The organism is Lentzea sp. NEAU-D7 (assembly GCF_026242055.1).
Classification (GTDB): Bacteria; Actinomycetota; Actinomycetes; order Mycobacteriales; family Pseudonocardiaceae; genus Lentzea.
Genome location: NZ_JAPJDL010000016.1, coordinates 170,005 through 185,364 on the forward strand (window position 1 = coordinate 170,005; position 15,360 = coordinate 185,364).

The 15,360-nt window shown below is 69.4% G+C and carries 13 protein-coding genes; 4 read left to right on the forward strand and 9 right to left on the reverse strand.

Annotation, left to right across the window (positions count from 1 at the left end; all coding sequences use genetic code 11):
* Positions 1-3: 3 nt before the first annotated feature.
* Entirely contained in the window at positions 4-1,986 is a 1,983-nt protein-coding gene (gene acs, locus ORI60_RS29275; RefSeq protein WP_266041217.1) for an acetate--CoA ligase, read from the reverse strand.
* 259 nt (positions 1,987-2,245) lie between these two features.
* Here acs and ORI60_RS29280 point away from each other — a divergent pair, with 259 nt between their 5' ends.
* Positions 2,246-2,974, forward strand: coding sequence for an oxidoreductase (locus tag ORI60_RS29280; protein ID WP_266041218.1), 729 nt, complete (start codon positions 2,246-2,248; stop codon positions 2,972-2,974).
* Here ORI60_RS29280 and kynU read toward each other — a convergent pair.
* Complete coding sequence (kynU, locus tag ORI60_RS29285; RefSeq protein WP_266041219.1) at positions 2,964-4,064, reverse strand: kynureninase; 1,101 nt, start codon at positions 4,062-4,064, stop codon at positions 2,964-2,966. The genes ORI60_RS29280 and kynU overlap by 11 nt on opposite strands.
* The gene (locus ORI60_RS29290) at positions 4,061-4,876 is read right to left on the reverse strand and encodes a tryptophan 2,3-dioxygenase (RefSeq protein ID WP_266041220.1); all 816 of its coding nucleotides are present in this window, start codon (positions 4,874-4,876) and stop codon (positions 4,061-4,063) included. Before ORI60_RS29290 ends, kynU begins: the two co-directional genes overlap by 4 nt.
* 105 nt (positions 4,877-4,981) lie before the next feature.
* On the opposite strand from ORI60_RS29290, the gene ORI60_RS29295 reads away from it, so the two are divergent.
* Together ORI60_RS29295 and ORI60_RS29300 are read left to right on the forward strand one after the other, a co-directional pair.
* Positions 4,982-5,422, forward strand: a complete 441-nt coding sequence (locus ORI60_RS29295; RefSeq protein ID WP_211257779.1) for an Lrp/AsnC family transcriptional regulator — start codon at positions 4,982-4,984, stop codon at positions 5,420-5,422.
* A gap of 95 nt (positions 5,423-5,517) precedes the next feature.
* Positions 5,518-6,642: a globin domain-containing protein gene (locus ORI60_RS29300; protein WP_266041221.1), complete on the forward strand. Its 1,125-nt coding sequence runs from the start codon at positions 5,518-5,520 to the stop codon at positions 6,640-6,642.
* On the opposite strand, the gene ORI60_RS29305 is transcribed toward ORI60_RS29300, so the two are convergent.
* The 3 genes from ORI60_RS29305 to ORI60_RS29315 all read right to left on the reverse strand — a co-directional run bounded on the left by ORI60_RS29305 (position 6,631) and on the right by ORI60_RS29315 (position 8,976).
* A complete protein-coding gene (locus ORI60_RS29305; protein ID WP_266041222.1) occupies positions 6,631-7,542 on the reverse strand; it encodes an N-acetylmuramic acid 6-phosphate etherase in 912 nt (303 codons plus the stop codon). The two genes, ORI60_RS29300 and ORI60_RS29305, sit on opposite strands and share 12 nt — an antisense overlap.
* Positions 7,539-8,459 (reverse strand): MurR/RpiR family transcriptional regulator, encoded by a 921-nt coding sequence (locus tag ORI60_RS29310; protein WP_266041223.1) that lies wholly within the window; start codon positions 8,457-8,459, stop codon positions 7,539-7,541. The genes ORI60_RS29305 and ORI60_RS29310 overlap by 4 nt, the downstream gene beginning before the upstream one ends.
* Positions 8,460-8,529: 70 nt before the next feature.
* A complete protein-coding gene (locus ORI60_RS29315) occupies positions 8,530-8,976 on the reverse strand; it encodes a carboxymuconolactone decarboxylase family protein (protein ID WP_266041224.1) in 447 nt (148 codons plus the stop codon).
* A 49-nt stretch (positions 8,977-9,025) separates the two neighbouring features.
* Here ORI60_RS29315 and ORI60_RS29320 point away from each other — a divergent pair, with 49 nt between their 5' ends.
* Positions 9,026-10,363 carry a PLP-dependent aminotransferase family protein gene (locus tag ORI60_RS29320; RefSeq protein WP_266041225.1) on the forward strand — a complete coding sequence of 446 codons (1,338 nt, stop codon included), beginning with the start codon at positions 9,026-9,028 and terminating at the stop codon, positions 10,361-10,363.
* On the opposite strand, the gene ORI60_RS29325 is transcribed toward ORI60_RS29320, so the two are convergent.
* From ORI60_RS29325 to ORI60_RS29335, 3 genes are read right to left on the reverse strand one after another with little or no spacing between them, the layout of a single operon-like run.
* A complete protein-coding gene (locus ORI60_RS29325; protein ID WP_266041226.1) occupies positions 10,346-11,869 on the reverse strand; it encodes a serine hydrolase domain-containing protein in 1,524 nt (507 codons plus the stop codon). The genes ORI60_RS29320 and ORI60_RS29325 overlap by 18 nt on opposite strands.
* 7 nt (positions 11,870-11,876) lie before the next feature.
* Positions 11,877-13,082, reverse strand: coding sequence for a DUF1343 domain-containing protein (locus tag ORI60_RS29330; RefSeq protein ID WP_266041227.1), 1,206 nt, complete (start codon positions 13,080-13,082; stop codon positions 11,877-11,879).
* Entirely contained in the window at positions 13,079-14,734 is a 1,656-nt protein-coding gene (locus tag ORI60_RS29335) for a glycoside hydrolase family 3 N-terminal domain-containing protein (RefSeq protein ID WP_416234506.1), read from the reverse strand. Before ORI60_RS29335 ends, ORI60_RS29330 begins: the two co-directional genes overlap by 4 nt.
* Between the last annotated feature and the right edge of the window lie 626 nt (positions 14,735-15,360).

Genomic DNA, 15,360 nt, shown 5'->3' on the forward strand with positions numbered 1-15,360 from the left:
TGATCAGTCCTCGGCCTTGCCCGACTGCAGGCCCGCCGAGATCAGGTCCATGACCGACGAGTCGGCCAGCGTCGTCACGTCGCCGACCGTGCGGTTCTCCGCCACGTCGCGCAGCAGGCGGCGCATGATCTTGCCCGAGCGCGTCTTCGGCAGCTCCGGCACGACCATGATCTGGCGCGGCTTCGCGATCGGGCCGATCTCCTTGGCCACGTGGTCGCGCAGCGCCTTGATCGCCTCCGCGCCACCGGCGTCCGCACCCGCGCCACCGCGCAGGATCACGAACGCCACGATGCCCTGGCCGGTCGTGTCGTCGGACGCGCCGACGACGGCGGCCTCGGCCACGGTCGGGTGCGACACGAGCGCCGACTCGACCTCGGTGGTCGAGATGCGGTGACCGGACACGTTCATCACGTCGTCGACGCGGCCGAGCAGCCAGATGTCGCCGTCGGCGTCGTACTTGGCGCCGTCACCGGCGAAGTAGAAGCCCTGCTCGCCGAAGCGCGACCAGTACGTGTCGCGGTAGCGCTCCTCGTCGCCCCAGATGCCGCGCAGCATCGACGGCCACGGCTCGTCCAGCACGAGGTAGCCACCGCCGCCGTGCTCGACCTCGACGCCCTCGTCGTTGACGACCTTCGCGCCGATGCCGGGCAGCGGGCGCTGCGCCGAGCCGGGCTTCGTCGAGACGACGCCGGGCAGCGGCGAGATCATGATCGCGCCGGTCTCGGTCTGCCACCACGTGTCGACGATCGGGGCCTTGCCGCCGCCGACGTTCTCGCGGTACCAGATCCACGCCTCGGGGTTGATCGGCTCGCCGACCGAACCCAGCACGCGCAACGAGCTGAGGTCGTACTTGGCCGGGATGTCCGCGCCCCACTTCATGAAGGTGCGGATCAGCGTCGGCGCCGTGTAGTAGATCGAGACGCCGTACTTCTGCACGATCTCCCAGTGGCGGCCCTCGTGCGGGGTGTTCGGGGTGCCTTCGTAGACGACCTGCGTCACGCGGTTCGACAGCGGGCCGTAGACGATGTAGCTGTGGCCGGTGACCCAGCCGATGTCCGCGGTGCACCAGTACACGTCGGTGTCCGGCTTGAGGTCGAACACGTAGTTGTGCGTGTACGACGCCTGCGTGAGGTAGCCGCCGGACGTGTGCAGGATGCCCTTCGGCTTACCCGTGGTGCCCGAGGTGTAGAGGATGAAGAGCGGGTGCTCCGAGTCGAACGCCTCGGGGGTGTGCTGGTCGGACTGCGAGTCCACCAGCTCGTGCCACCACACGTCCTTGTCCGTCCACGCGACCTCGGTGTCGGTGCGCTTGACGACGATGACCTTCTCCACGGACGGCGCGCCGGCGACGGCCTCGTCCACGGCGGGCTTGAGCGGAGCCGGGTTGCCGCGGCGGTACTGGCCGTCGGTCGTGATCACGAGGCGGCACGCCGAGTCCTCGATGCGGGTGCGCAGCGCCTCGGCGGAGAACCCGCCGAACACGACGCTGTGCATCGCGCCGACGCGGGCGCACGCCAGCATCGCGAAGATCGCCTCGGGGACCATCGGCATGTAGATCGCGACGCGGTCCTCGGCGCCGATCCCCAGCGAGGTCAACGCGTTCGCGGCCTTGGAGACCTCGCGCTGCAGCTCGGCGTAGGTGATGGCGCGGGAGTCGCCGGGCTCGCCCTCCCAGTGGATGGCGACCTGGTCGCCGTGGCCCGACTCGACGTGGCGGTCGACGCAGTTGTAGGCCACGTTGAGCTTGCCGCCGACGAACCACTTGGCGAAGGGGGCGCCGGACCAGTCGAGCACCTGGTCCCACTTGGTGTCCCAGTGCAGCCGTTCCGCCTGCTTCGCCCAGAACGCCTCGCGGTCGGCCTTCGCCTCCTCGTACAGCGCGGGCTGTGCGTTCGCCTGTGCCGCGAACTCGTCGGAAGGCGGGAACGTCCTGCTCTCCGTGAGCAGGTTGTCCAGAGCGTTGCCCTGGCCTGGCGACTGCGTCATGGTGCGAGACCTCCTGGAAAGTCCAGACCGGTTGGGGATGCGGGTACTGACCGTAGTGCGAGCCAGTTCACTTCCAACAGGTTCCTCCCCAAAAAGGTTCAGACCAATCTGGGGAGGTCGGTTACACGGCTGTCATTGTGTAACCCGTTTCGTCTGGTCCAGGCACGTGTGGCGCGTTGAACGGGCGCAGTTGCGCGCTCAACGGTTGGGCCAGTGAGCTGGGTCACCCGTTTCACCTGGTCAGGTACTCTGCGCGACCGTGACCGATCCTCTCGCACCGCTGCTTTCCTTGCCTGGAGTGGCAGACGCCGCGAACGCCGCCAAGGACGCCGTCTTCCAGGTCCACCGCCATCGGGTGAACCTGCGCGGCTGGGCCACGACGGCCGCGGAAGCGTCCGTCCGCGCGGCACGTGCGTCGGCGGCCCTGGAAGGCGGTCCGACCGAGATCCCGGAGTCCGGCGAGGTCTCGGACCCGGTGCTGGCGGGGTCCCTGCGGATCGCGGAGGCGCTGGGCGGCCTCGTCGCCACGTGGCAGCGCGCGCCGTTGCAGGCCCTCGCGCGGTTGCACGTTCTCGCCGCCGCCGACCTCACGGCCGACGTCGGGCGCCCGCGCGTCTCCGAGGACGTGTCGCAGCGCCTCGACATGCTCGGCTCGCTGGTCACCGGCGGCACGTCCGTGCCGGCGCCGATCGTCGTCGCGGTGGTGCACGGCGAACTGCTCGGGCTGGCGCCGTTCGACGTCGCCAACGGGGTGGTCGCCCGCGCGGCCGCGCGGATGACGTCGATCTCCACCGGCCTGGACCCGAAGGGCCTCGGCGTGCCGGAGGTGGCGTGCCTGCGTCGTTCAGCGGAGTACGAGGCCGCGTCCGTGGCGTTCGCGTCGGGGTCCCTGGAGGGCCTCGCCCAGTGGATCCTGTTCGTCTGCTCGGCGCTGGAGGCGGGCGCCCGCGAGGCGAAGAGCATCGCGGACGCCGCGCTCACCGGGTGACGTCCGCCAGGACCTCGGCGGCCTTGACCGCGTCCTCGTCGGTCACGTAGAGCGGGGCGAAGCCGAACCGGAGGATGTCCGGAGGCCGGTGGTCGCCGATGACTCCGCGTGCGATCAGTTCGTCCATGACGGCCCTGGCGTCCGGGCAGCGCACCGAGATCTGGTTGCCCCGCTGGTCCGGCGTGATCACCTCGAGGTTCGTCAGCTTCTCGACGTGCTCGCGGAACAACGCCGTCAGCGCCAGTCCGCGCTGCCTCAGCTCGGCCAGGTCGACGTCGTCCCAGACGTCCAGCGCCGCGTCGAGCGCCAGCATCGACAGGATGTCCGGCGTGCCGACCCGTGCGCGGGCGATGCCGGGATCGGGCTCGTAGGAAGGCTTCATGCCGAACGGCTCCCGATGGCCGTTCCAGCCCGAGAGCGGGTTCTCGAACGTCGCCTGCCGGTGCTCCGGCACGTAGATGAACGCCGGCGAGCCCGGTCCGCCGTTGAGGAACTTGTAGGTGCAGCCCACCGCGAAGTCGACGCCGAGGGCGTCCAGCTCGATGGGCAGCACACCGGCGCTGTGGCAGAGGTCCCAGACCACCTGCGCGCCGACGGCGTGCGCCTGCTCGGTGAGCGCCTTCATGTCGTGCAGCGCACCGGTCCGGTAGTCGACCTGGTTGAGCAACACCACGGCGGTGTCCTCGCTCAGGTCCAAAGAGGACGGCTGTGCGGCGCGGATCTTCAGCCCTGTCAGCGAAGCCACCGACTGCGCGATGTAGCCGTCGGTCGGGAAGGTCGACTCGTCGCACACGATCTCGGTGCGTTCGGTGCCCTTCACCGCGCCCATCAACGCCTTGAAGACGTTCACCGACGTCGAGTCGCCCACCACGACCTGACCGGGAGCGGCCCCGACCAGCCGGCCGATCCGGTCGCCGATCCGTTGCGGCGCCTCCCACCAGCCCTCGCTCCACGACCTGATCAGCCGCGTGCCCCACTGGTGCCGCACGACCTCCTGCACGCGTTCGGCCACGTGCCTCGGAGGTGCGCCGAGCGAGTTGCCGTCGAGGTAGATGACGCCTTCGGGGATGTCGAACAGCTCGCGCCTCACACGTAGCTCCTCGCGGTCCACAGCTCCGGGAACACCGCTCGCTGGGTGCGCTTCTCCAGCCAGGCGACACCGGCGGAGCCGCCCGTGCCGACCTTCGAGCCCATCGAACGACGGGTCGCCAGCAGGTGGTCGTAACGCCAGCGGGCGAACTCCTCGGCGATGTCGGTCAGCGCCTCGCCCAGTTCCAGCAGGTCGCGGTCGTCACCGCGGTAGATCGCCGCCCACACCTGCTCGACCTCGGGCGACGGCTCGTAGGCCTTGGTCAGGTCGCGGTCCAGCACGCTCTGCGGGATGTCGAAACCCCTGCGCCGCAACGCGGCCAGCACGTCGTCGTAGAGCGACGGCTCGCCCAGAGACTTCTCCAGCTGGTCGTGCATCGCCGGCACGGCGCGGTGCGGCACGAGCATCGACCTGGACTTCTCGCCGAGCAGGAACTCCATCTCGCGGTACATGCCCGACTGGAACCCGGAGCCCTCGCCGAGCGCGTCGCGGAACGAGTTGAACTCGGTCGGCGTCATGCGCGCGATCGGCCTCCAGGCCGCGGACAGCGCCTGGAGGTGCAGGTCGGAACGCCGGAGCGTGCGCACGGCCGCGCGCAGGTCGTCGGCGCGCAGCTCGGTCTGGGCCTGCCGCCACTCGAAGCAGAGCAGGCCGAAGTACAGCTCCATCACCTGCGTGATGACCAGGAACGACATCTCACGGGGATCTTTGGACCACTGCTGTTGAAGGGTGTGCAGCACCGACGCGTGCACGTAGTCCTCGTACGGCGTGGTGCCGCCGAAATCCAGCTTGGGGGACACGGGGCAGCTCATGCGTCAATCGTCGCCGGAACGGCCCGTCACCTGAATGGGCGACGAAAGGCGTTTGGCTCGAACTTCTTCCAATCAGAAAACGAATCGCCGGGTAGCTTTGCGTTCATGTTGGACGAGGTGGACAAGGCCCTGTTGGAGGCTCTCCAAGAGGATGCGCGGCTGTCGTACAACGAGCTGGCTCGCCGCGTCCACGTCTCGCCGCCGACGGTCGCGCAGCGGGTTCGCCGGCTCGAGAACATGGGCGCGATCACCGGCTATCGCGCCGTGGTCGACCCCACCGTCGTCGGGCGTCCGGTCGTCGCGTTGGTGCGCATGAAGTGCTACGGCCCGCGGTGCATCACCGTGCACCCCGAACTGCTCGACGACCTCCCGGAGGTGGTCGAGGTCGTGCGGCTGACCGGGGACATCTGCTCGGTCGTGAAAGTCGTCACCACGTCCATCGTCGAGCTGGAACGGCTGCTGGTCCGGCTGGCCGCGCACGGGGAGACGTCCAGCGCGATGGTGCTGTCGACGCCTATCCCGTGGCGCCCGGTGCTACCGGGATAGCCTCTGGACCGCGCTCGATCCGCAGTCCGTCGGGGACCTCATCGCTCAACCACTGCTCCGGTTCTCATGCCGGGCGCTGACACGAGGAGCTCTCGATGCTGTCCCCGAAGTCCGCTGAGCTGGTGGAGGCCACGCTGCCCGCGGTCGGCGCCACCATCGGCGAGATCAGCCGGCTGTTCTACCGGCGCTTGTTCGCCGAGCACCCGGTCCTGCTCCGGGTCCTGTTCAACCGCGGCAACCAGGCCGACGGCACGCAGGCCCAGGCGCTGGCCGGCTCGGTCGCGGCCTTCGCGTCCGGACTGCTCGCGGGGCAGAAGCCCGAAGCGATGCTGCGCCGCATCGCGCACAAGCACGTCTCGGTCGGCGTCACGGCCGGGCAGTACGCGGTCGTGCACGACCACCTGCTCGCGGCGGTCGGCGAGGTCCTGAACGTCACGCCGGAGATCGCGGAGGCCTGGAGCGAGGTCTACTGGCTGATGGCCGACACGCTGATCGGGCTGGAGCGGTTCCTGCCCAGGGGACAGCAGGACTACCGGGTGATCGCCCGGTTCCAGGAGACCGAGGACGTGGTGACGTTCGTCGTCAGGCCGGTCACCGGTCCGGTGCCCCTGAACGTGCCCGGCCAGTACGTGTCGATCCAGGTCCCGCTGCCCGACGGGGCCCGGCAGATCCGCCAGTACAGCCTGTCCGGGCGGACCGACGACGCGCTGCAGTTCTCGGTGAAGCGCGACGGCGAGGTGTCCCGGTACCTGCACGACTGCGCGCCGGTGGGCAGCACGCTGAGGCTCAGCCGTCCGGCCGGGGACGTGACGCTGCGGCCCGGTGACGGTCCGGTGCTGTTCGCGTCGGCGGGGATCGGCTGCACGCCGATGATCTCGATGCTCGCCGAGCTCGCCGCCACCGGCTCGCCGCGGCAGGTCATCGTGGTGCACGGTGACCGCGACCAGTTCAGCCACCCGTTCCGCGCCGAGCTCACCCAGCTCGTGGCCAAGCTGGAGGACGCGACGGCGCACCTCTTCTACGAGCGGCCGGTCGGCGAGTGGCCGGCCGAGCGGACCGGGCAGGTCGACCTCCGCGGCGTTCCCGTCCCCGGGAACACCACCGCGTACCTCTGCGGGCCGGTGCCGTTCGTGCGCGCGATGCGGACCCAGCTGCTCGCGGCGGGCGTCACCGACATCCACTACGAGGTGTTCGGGCCGGACATCGTGTCAGCCGGCTAGCCGGTCCAAGGCGTTGCGGACGTGGCCTTTGGTGTCCTCCAGGGCAGCGGCCGCACGTTCGGTCGGTGCGCCGGACAGCAGGTGCACCAGCGCCACCTTGAGGTCGCCGTCCGCGTCCAGCAGCGCCTGCTCGCACGCGGTCTCGGGCTGCCCGGTGGCCTCGTGCAGGATCCGGATCGTCCGGCCGCGCAGCTTCGCGTTGGTGGCGCGCATGCTGATCATCAGGTTCGAGTAGGTGCGGCCGAGCTTGACCATCACCGCCGTGGAGAACGACGTCAGGACCAGCTTCTGGGCCGAGCCCGCCTTCATCCGCGTGGAGCCGGCGATGGCCTCGGGGCCGGTGTTCAGCGCGACGAGGACGTCCGGCGCGAACGGCACCGACGCGTTGTTCGACACCAGCACGGTGTGGGCGCCAATTGCTTGCGCCTCCTGCAGCGCGCCGATCACGAACGGTGTGCGCCCGGACGCCGTCACGCCCACGACCAGGTCCTTCGCGGTGGCGTGGCGGCGGATCTGGGCGGCGCCCGAGTGGTCCTCCACCTCTTCGACGGCGCGGACGAGGGCTTCCGAACCGCCGGCGTGGTGGGCGACGAACCAGTCCGCCGGTGCGTTGAACGTGGGCACGAGCTCCGCCGCGTCCAGTGTGGCGAGACGCCCGGAGGTGCCCGCGCCGACGTAGTGGACGCGGCCGCCGGACATGATCGCCGCGACGCCCAGGTCGACGGCGCTGGCCAGTTGCGGCAGTGCCTGCGCGACCGCGGCGGGGACCGTGCGGTCCTCCTCGTTGATCATGCGCAGCACGTCGATCGTGGGTACCCGGTCGATGTCCGTGGTGCGGGGGTTCCGTTGCTCGGTCGGAGATTCCACGTGCACCACCACACCGTTCCGGGGGGCGATCATTTAGTCGTCTCCCGCGGCCGTCGCCGGCCGTCTGGTCTGGCACCGAGCCGATGGCCGGACACCGCCTCGTAGGTCGCCTCCAGCGCCGTCTTCGCCGTGTCCACGTGGTGCTGGGCGACGCCGATGAACAGGCAGTCGATCACCGTGAGCTGGGCGATGCGGCTCGCCATCGCGCCGGAGCGGAACGTGGTCTCGCGCGCGGCCGTGGTCAGCACGTGGTCGGCGATCTCCGTGATGGGCGAGCGCGGGAAGTTCGTCAGCGCGACGGTGGTGGCACCGGTCTCGCCGGCGACGCGCAGGGCCTCGACGGTCTCCGCGGTCGAGCCGGTGTGCGAGATGCCCACGGCGACGTCCGCGCCGGTCAGCACGGCGGCCGACGTCAGCGCGATGTGCGTGTCGTTCCACGCGAAGCAGGTGAGCCCTATGCGGTGCAGCTTCTGCTGCAGGTCGAACGCCACGAAAGCGCTCGCGCCGAAGCCGTAGACGTCCACGCGGCGGGCGCCCGCGACCGCTTGGACGACCTTGTCGAGCGACTCGATGTCGAGCTGCTCCGCGGTCTCCTCGACGGCGCGGGCGTCGGCGAACGCGACCTTGCCCACGACCTGCTTGAGGTCGTCGCCCGGTCCGATGTCGCCACCCATGTCGTGGTTGGCCCTGGCCTGGCTGCGGGCCGTGTCGGCGGCGAGCGCGATGCGCAGCTCCGGGTACCCGCCGACGCCGATCGCCTTGCAGAACCGCGTCACCGTCGTCTCGCTCGTGCCCGCCTGCTCGGCGACCTCGGTGATGCTGCGGTGGGCGACGGTTCCGGGGTTCTCCAGCACCACCTTCGCGACGCGCTGCTCGGCGCGCGCGAGACCGGGCAGCAACGACCGGATCTTCACCAGTGGACTGGACTCGGCAGTGCTTTCAGTGGACACGTGGGAAACTTACTAACCGCCACTGCGAGGGTCAACGGAGTGTGTCCGAAAGTCACTCTGTCGGCAGGTTCTAGTGAACGTCGGGCACCTTCCGGGTGGAGACCGCGATCCGGTTCCACGAGTTGATGGTGAAGATCAACGCGATGAGCTGCGCGAGCTCCTCCTCGCCGAAGTGCCGCGCGGCCTCCTCGTAGACCTCGTCGCTGACGTACTCGTGGCTGCTCAGGACGGTGATGGCCTCCGTGAGCCGCAGCGCGGCCCGCTCCTTCGCGGTGTAGAGGTCGCCGGCCTCCTCCCACGCGTTGAGGAGGTAGATGCGGGCCTCGGTCTCGCCGGCCTTGCGGGCGTCGACCGTGTGCATGTTGAGGCAGTAGGCGCAGTGGTTGAGCTGGGAGGCGCGGATGCGCACCAGTTCGGCGAGCTGCTCGTCGAGACCCTCGCGGGCGGCGGCGTCGAGGGCGATCATGGCGCGGTAGACCTTCGGCGCCTTCTTGGCGAGGTCGATGCGGTTCGTCATGGGTAAAACCTATGGCGCTGATTGGCCCTGGACGTGGTGCAATCTGGTCGTGGAATCGTGGGCCAATCTTGACTTCCACCTGGACCTGTCCGGTCCGGGTGGCCTGCGGCACCGGTTGACGGCGTCGTTGCGCGAGGCGGTCCGGTCGGCGCGGCTGCCACCCGGCACCCGCCTGCCCGCCTCGCGCTCGCTCGCGCTCGACCTCGGGATCGCGCGCAACACCGTCGCCGAGGCCTACGCGGAGCTGGTGGCGGAGGGGTGGCTGACCGCACGTCAAGGTTCGGGAACCGTTGTGGCGCAACGAGTCGAGCCTCCTCCTCCAGTCACTCGCCGTGCCTCGGACGACGAGGTGCGGTTCGACCTCACGGTCTCCACGCCGGACGTCACCGAGTTCCCGCGCGCGGAGTGGATCCGCTCGACACGACGGGCGCTGACGGCGGCGCCTTCGGAGGCGTTCGGGCCGGGAGATCCGCAGGGCCGCATCGAGTTGCGCACCGCACTGGCCGAGTACCTGGCACGGGCGCGGGGCGTGCGTGCCGATCCCGAACGGATCGTGGTGTGCTCGGGGTTCGGGGGCGCCGTCAAGATGTTCGACCGGTTGCTCGCGCCGCCGGTCGTCGTCGAGGAGTACGGGCTCGGCTTCCACCGGTCGTTGTGGACGTCGACGGTGCCGTTGGCGGTGGACGACCACGGCGCGAACACCGAGCAACTGCCGGACGACCTGCGGGCGTGTGTGTTGACGCCCGCGCACCAGTTCCCATTGGGCGGCCCGCTGCACCCGCGGCGGCGTGCATCGGCCGTGGAGTGGGCACGGCGCGTGGGCGGCCTTGTGCTGGAAGACGACTACGACGGGGAGTTCCGCTACGACCGGCAACCCGTCGGCGCCGTGCAGGGGCTCGACCCGGAGCACGTCGTGTACCTGGGCACGTCCAGCAAGGCGTTGTCACCGGCGCTGCGGATCGCGTGGATGGTGCTGCCCGACCGGTTCGTGGACCCGGTGCTGGCGTTGAAAACCGATCGCGAGCAGCACATCAGCATGCTCGACCAGCTGACGTTGGCCGACTTCCTGGAGTCCGGGTCGTACGACAGCCACGTGCGCCGGATGCGGCTGAAGTACCAGCGGCGTCGTGACCGCCTGGTGGAGGCTGTCTCGCCGTACGTGTCGGTGTCCGGCATCGCGGCGGGAATGCACGCGGTGCTCGACACGCCTCACGAAGAGGAGATCGTGCGGTCCGCGCGGGAACGGGGGATCGAGGTCAGCCCTCTCTCGTGGTTCCGGCACGAGCTGAGCGACGACGACCGCACGGGGATCGTGCTGAGCTTCGGAGCGCCCGCGTTCCCACGGGCGCTCCCGCTGTTCACCGAGGTACTAGCGGCGTGCCACTGACCAGCCTTCGGCCGTGACGTCGCCGCGTGCGTGCACGTAGACGCCGCGGCCGTTGTACTGGCCCGCCTTGGTGTAGACGAACCTGGTCTTCACGGGTTCGGTCGGCACCCAACGGCGTCCGGTCGTCGTGATGGTGCGCGCGTCCTGCCAGTCCGTGCCGTTCCAGTGCTGGACGGTCAGCTTGTCGCCCTTGTCGACGTCGACGAAGACCTCGACCGGGCGCTCCGCGGTGAGCGTGCCGCCGGAAGTCGTTGCGCGCCACTGCTTCCCGTTGCTCCTGACCGCGAGGGCACCGGCCAGGCCGTCGGCGGCGGCGCGGCGGGCCGGGTTGACGCTGCCCCAGTCGCGGCTCGGGTGCACGCGGTTGGTCAGCAGGATCGCGATCGAGCGCGAGGACCTGTCGATCACGAACGACGTGCCGGTGTAGCCGGTGTGGCCCGCCGTTCCCCGGCCGCTCAGGGCGCCCATGTACCAGCGCTGGTCGAGCTCGAAGCCGAGGCCGTGGGCGTTGTCCGGGAACTGCTGGTTGAAGTTCGTGAGCATCAGCTCGACGGAGTGCTCGCTGAGGATCCGGCGGCCTTGGTAGGTGCCGCCGTTGAGGATCGTCTGGCCGAGGACGGCGAGGTCTTTGGCCGTGCCGAACACACCGGCGTGGCCCGCCACTCCTCCGAGGGACCACGCGTTCTCGTCGTGCACCTCACCGCGGACGATGCCGCGTGGCGGTGTCACCTGGAACTCCGTCGCGGCCGTGCGGTCCTTGGCCTTCGGGTTGTACCCGGTGTCCTTCATGTTGAGCGGCTTGGTGATGCCGTCGCTCACCGCCTGGTCGAGCTTCTTGCCGCTGACCTTGAAGACCAGCTCGCCCAGCGTGATCAGGTTCAGGTCCGAGTAGACGTACGTGGTGCCGGGCGTCGACTTCGGCTTCACGTCCATCACGGCTTTGATGCGTGACGGGACGTCCGGGTACTTCTGCCACAACGGGATGAACGGTTCGAGGCCGCTCGTGTGTGTGAGGAGCTGCTTGACGGTGATGTTCTCCTTGCCGTTCACGCCGAACTCGGGCAGGTAGGTGGCGACCTTCTCGTCGATGCTCACCCGGCCCTGCTCGACCTGCTGGATCACCGCGATCGACGTGAACAGCTTGGAGATGGAGGCGAAGTCGAAGATCGTGTCCTTCTTCATCGGGACGCGTTCGTCTTCCGGCAGCTGGGACTGCTGGTCCTTGTAGAGGACCGCGTAGCCGGTGCGGTCGTGCGTGACGATCTTGCCGTCGTGCACGTACATCGTGACCGCGCCGGCGTACAGCGGCTTGCCGTTGGCCTGGGGTTTCGTGAAGTCGCGGAGCTGGCGCAGGGCCGTGTTGACCGGCTCCGGGTCGAGGCCGGCCCAGAACGGGTTCGACTCGCGCAGCGTCGTCCACTGGTGTGCGAAGCCGTCCTGGGGCTGGTCGAAGTGACCGGGGACCAGGGTCGTCACGAGTGCGGTGGCCAGGGCAGGGATGAGCATGGCGTCCTCACCGGTAGCGCAGGTAGGGCAGGCGGGTGCGGCGGAACTGCTGGAGCTCCTGCTGCCACGCGCCGACGACCTCGGCCAGGGGAGCCTGGGCGTCGATCATCCTGCGCAGCCGGTCGGAGCCGCTGAGCTTGTCGATCCAGTTGTCCGGGCGCCACGCGAACACGCCGGGGTACTGCGACTTCGCGGTGATCAGCATGGCCACGGCGGCCTTGATGGCGTCGAACCTCCGCGGGTCGGTGACGTGCAGGGTGACGCCGCCGCAGGTCTTGCCCTGGAACTTGTTGAACGTGGGCGAGAAGTAGGTCTCGCGGAACCGGACGCCCCCGAGGTCCAGGGCGTTCAGCGCCTCGGCCCAGCGCCAGTCGATGCCGGGCGCGCCGACCGTCTCGAACGGGCGGGTGGTGCCGCGGCCCTCGGACAGGACCGTGCCCTCGAACAGGCACGTGCCGGGGTAGACCAGCGCGGTGTCCGGGGTGGGCATGTTCGGGCTCGGCGGCACCCACGGCAGGCCCGTGTCGAGCTGGTTCCTGCGCCAGCCCCGGACGTCGACCACGTCCAGCTCCGTCGTCAGGCCGAACTCGCCCTTGAAGTAGCGCGCCAGCTCACCGACCGTCATGCCGTGTTGCTGCACGATCGGTTTCAGCCCGACGAACGTCGCGTAGGCGGGGTCGAGCTGCGGGCCGTTCGCGGTGCCACCGATGGGGTTCGGGCGGTCGAGGACGATGAAGTCCAGGTCCTTGGCCGCTTCCATCGCCTGGTACATCGACCAGATGTAGGTGTAGAAGCGCGCGCCCACGTCCGCGATGTCGAACACGACCGTGTCGATGCCCGCCTTCGTGAACATCGCCTGGATCTTCGCGGGGCTGGCTTGGTACGTGTCGTACACCGGGATACCGGTGCGCGGGTCCGCGTAGTCGCCTTCGGAGCCGCCCGCCTGCGCCGTGCCGCGGAAGCCGTGCTCCGGTCCGAAGACGGCGGTCGGCCTGGCGCCGTGGGCGACCATCGAGTCGACGATGTGCGTCTGGTCCTTCAAGACGCCCGTCGGGTTCGTCAGCACGCCGACCTTGCGGCCCTCGAGCTTGCGCCAGCCGTCCTGCGCGAGCTGTTCGGCCGCGGTGGCGAGCTTCGGGGCCGCGCCGGCGGATGCGGTCGTGACGAGGGGGACGGACAGGGCGCTCGCCGCGAGGAAGCTCCGCCTTCTCACCAGGTCACCCCGTGCCCGAACGGGTAGGGGGTCGGGCCCGGCACGTCGACCGGGAGCTTGCCCTGCGGCTTGACCTCGCCGAGCAGCACCCTGGCCAGCGCCTCCATCGAGACCGTGGTCGTCGAGTAGGTGGCGAGCCACGTCTTGGCGCCGCTGTGGGCGACGTCGTACGGGTTGCCGGTCGCGGCCGCGACGACGGGCTTGCCGGTGGCGACGAGCTGGTTGATCAGGTCGACCTGGGCGGGCCTGGTGCTCGCGTTGTTGGTCAGCACCACGATCTTGTCGGCGTTGGCGGCCGCTGCCACCGCCTGCTGGATCTGGGCGGCGGTGGGGCTCGTGGCGGTGACGAACTTGGTGCCCTTGAGCCTGGTCGCGAGCGCCGAGGCGGTCGCGTCGCTGGTGCCGACGACCAGGGGAGCGGTGGCGTTCAGCGGGATCGCCTGGCCGTCGTTGCGGACGACCGTGATGCCGCGGTCGGCGATGGCCTGGGCCTGCTGGGTGTTCGAGCCGACGACCTGGTCGACCTTGTTCACGTCCACCTCGGAGGTGAGCATGACGCCGCGCAGCAGCTTCATCTTCAGGATGCGCAGGACGCTCTGGTCGATGCGCTGCTCGGTGATCTCACCGCTGCGGACGGCCTTGACGACGCTGTCGATCGCGGCGCCGAGGTTCGGCGGCATCAGCAGCTGGTCGACACCCGCCTTGATGGCCAGCACCGGGATCTCGGCGTCGGAGTGCAGCTTGCGGACGCCCGCCATCTCCAGCGAGTCGGTGACGACCACGCCGTCGTACTTCAGCTCGTCTCGCAGCAGACCGGTGATGATCTTCGGGCTGAGCGTGGCCGGGTTGCCGGACGGGTCGATCTGCGGCACCTGGATGTGCGCGGTCATGATCGAGTCGATCTTGGCGGCGATGGCGGCGGAGAACGGCGGCGCGTCGATCTGGCGCCACTGGTCGAGGCTGCGGTTCGAGACCGGCAGGGCGGTGTGGCTGTCCTCGGACGTGTCACCGTGGCCGGGGAAGTGCTTGGCGGTCGAGGTCACCGAGGTCATGTCGAACCAGCGGCGGCCCTCGTAGCCCCGCACCTGGGCGGCGACCATGTCGGCGGCGAGCTTCGGGTCGCTCGAGAAGCTGCGCACGCCGATGATGGGGTTCGCCGGGTTGGAGTTGACGTCGGCGTCCGGCGCGAAGTTCTGGTTGATGCCCATCGCGCGGAGCTCCTGGCCCGCGATGCGCGCGGCCTCTTCGGCGTCCTCCGTGCTGCGGCTCGCGCCGAGGGCCATGTTGCCCGGCAGCTGGGTGGCCGGCGGGCCGATCCGCGTGACGACGCCCATCTCCTGGTCGATCGAGATGAGCAGCGGGACCTTGCTGGCCTTCTGCAGGCCGTTGGAGAGCTGCGCGATCTGCTTGGGGGTGTCGATGTTGTCGCGGCTCGAGTTGTTGAAGTAGATGACACCGCCGGGCTGGTACTTGCGCACCATGTCCGCGGCCGTCGCCACTCCGAAGTCGGCCTGGTTCTTGGGGTGCGGGACGTCGGCGGCCTGGCCGTTGACGTACGTGACGAAGAGCTGGCCGACCTTCTGTTCCAGCGACATCCCGCGGAGTGTGGTCACCGAGGCGTCCGCTCTCGCCACCGGCGTGAGGGCGACCATAGCTGTGACCAGCGTCAACGCGGTGAACTTCCGCACTTGTCCGTGCCTCCCGGTGATGTTCCCACAGGTAACTGGCGTATTTCGCAAGTTACTCACGACTGCGTGGTGGGTCAACGGGCGCACATTCTGCCGTTCGGTGCCAACTTTTCACGCACAAGCAGACGGGGCACCCTCGAAAGGGTGCCCCGTCTTCAGCGCGGGCTTGCGAGTTACCAAGCGTGCAACTCCAGTCGTACAACCCTGGCCTCGGCGTCCGGCGTCCCGGTACGCAGGCCCTAGACGACAAGCCTCCCGCGGCGTGCTGCGCGTGGGTACTCGAAGTCCGCGCACGGAGCTTGGCCGGGGTGGATCCTGACTTCTCTTCGTCTGGCCCCTGGCCGACCCTAGGTCCGCACCACCCATTTAAGTGCGTGGGCCCGGTCACAGCAAGGGCTCGGACGGGTGCACCGGTCAAGCCACGTTCAGTAGTGAAAGTGCTGGGGTTTCTGGATTTGTGAGGTTTTGTTCGTGTTCGGGTACCGCCGGGAGGGCGGTGCCGTGCACTCACCTGGGCACCACGTGTGCGGCGCGTTGCCGCTACTCGCCGGTACCGGTCTCTTCCCGGTGCATTGTGGCCGCGAGGGCTT

Coding starts and splice junctions, on each gene's coding strand:
- ORI60_RS29315 (WP_266041224.1), bottom strand. CDS start 8,976: ATGACGAACCGCATCGACCTCGCCAAGAAGGCGCCGAAGGTCTACCGC.
- ORI60_RS29290 (WP_266041220.1), bottom strand. CDS start 4,876: ATGAGCTGCCCCGTGTCCCCCAAGCTGGATTTCGGCGGCACCACGCCG.
- ORI60_RS29295 (WP_211257779.1), top strand. CDS start 4,982: ATGTTGGACGAGGTGGACAAGGCCCTGTTGGAGGCTCTCCAAGAGGAT.
- ORI60_RS29300 (WP_266041221.1), top strand. CDS start 5,518: ATGCTGTCCCCGAAGTCCGCTGAGCTGGTGGAGGCCACGCTGCCCGCG.
- ORI60_RS29335 (WP_416234506.1), bottom strand. CDS start 14,734: ATGGTCGCCCTCACGCCGGTGGCGAGAGCGGACGCCTCGGTGACCACA.
- acs (WP_266041217.1), bottom strand. CDS start 1,986: ATGACGCAGTCGCCAGGCCAGGGCAACGCTCTGGACAACCTGCTCACG.
- ORI60_RS29305 (WP_266041222.1), bottom strand. CDS start 7,542: ATGATCGCCCCCCGGAACGGTGTGGTGGTGCACGTGGAATCTCCGACC.
- ORI60_RS29325 (WP_266041226.1), bottom strand. CDS start 11,869: ATGCTCATCCCTGCCCTGGCCACCGCACTCGTGACGACCCTGGTCCCC.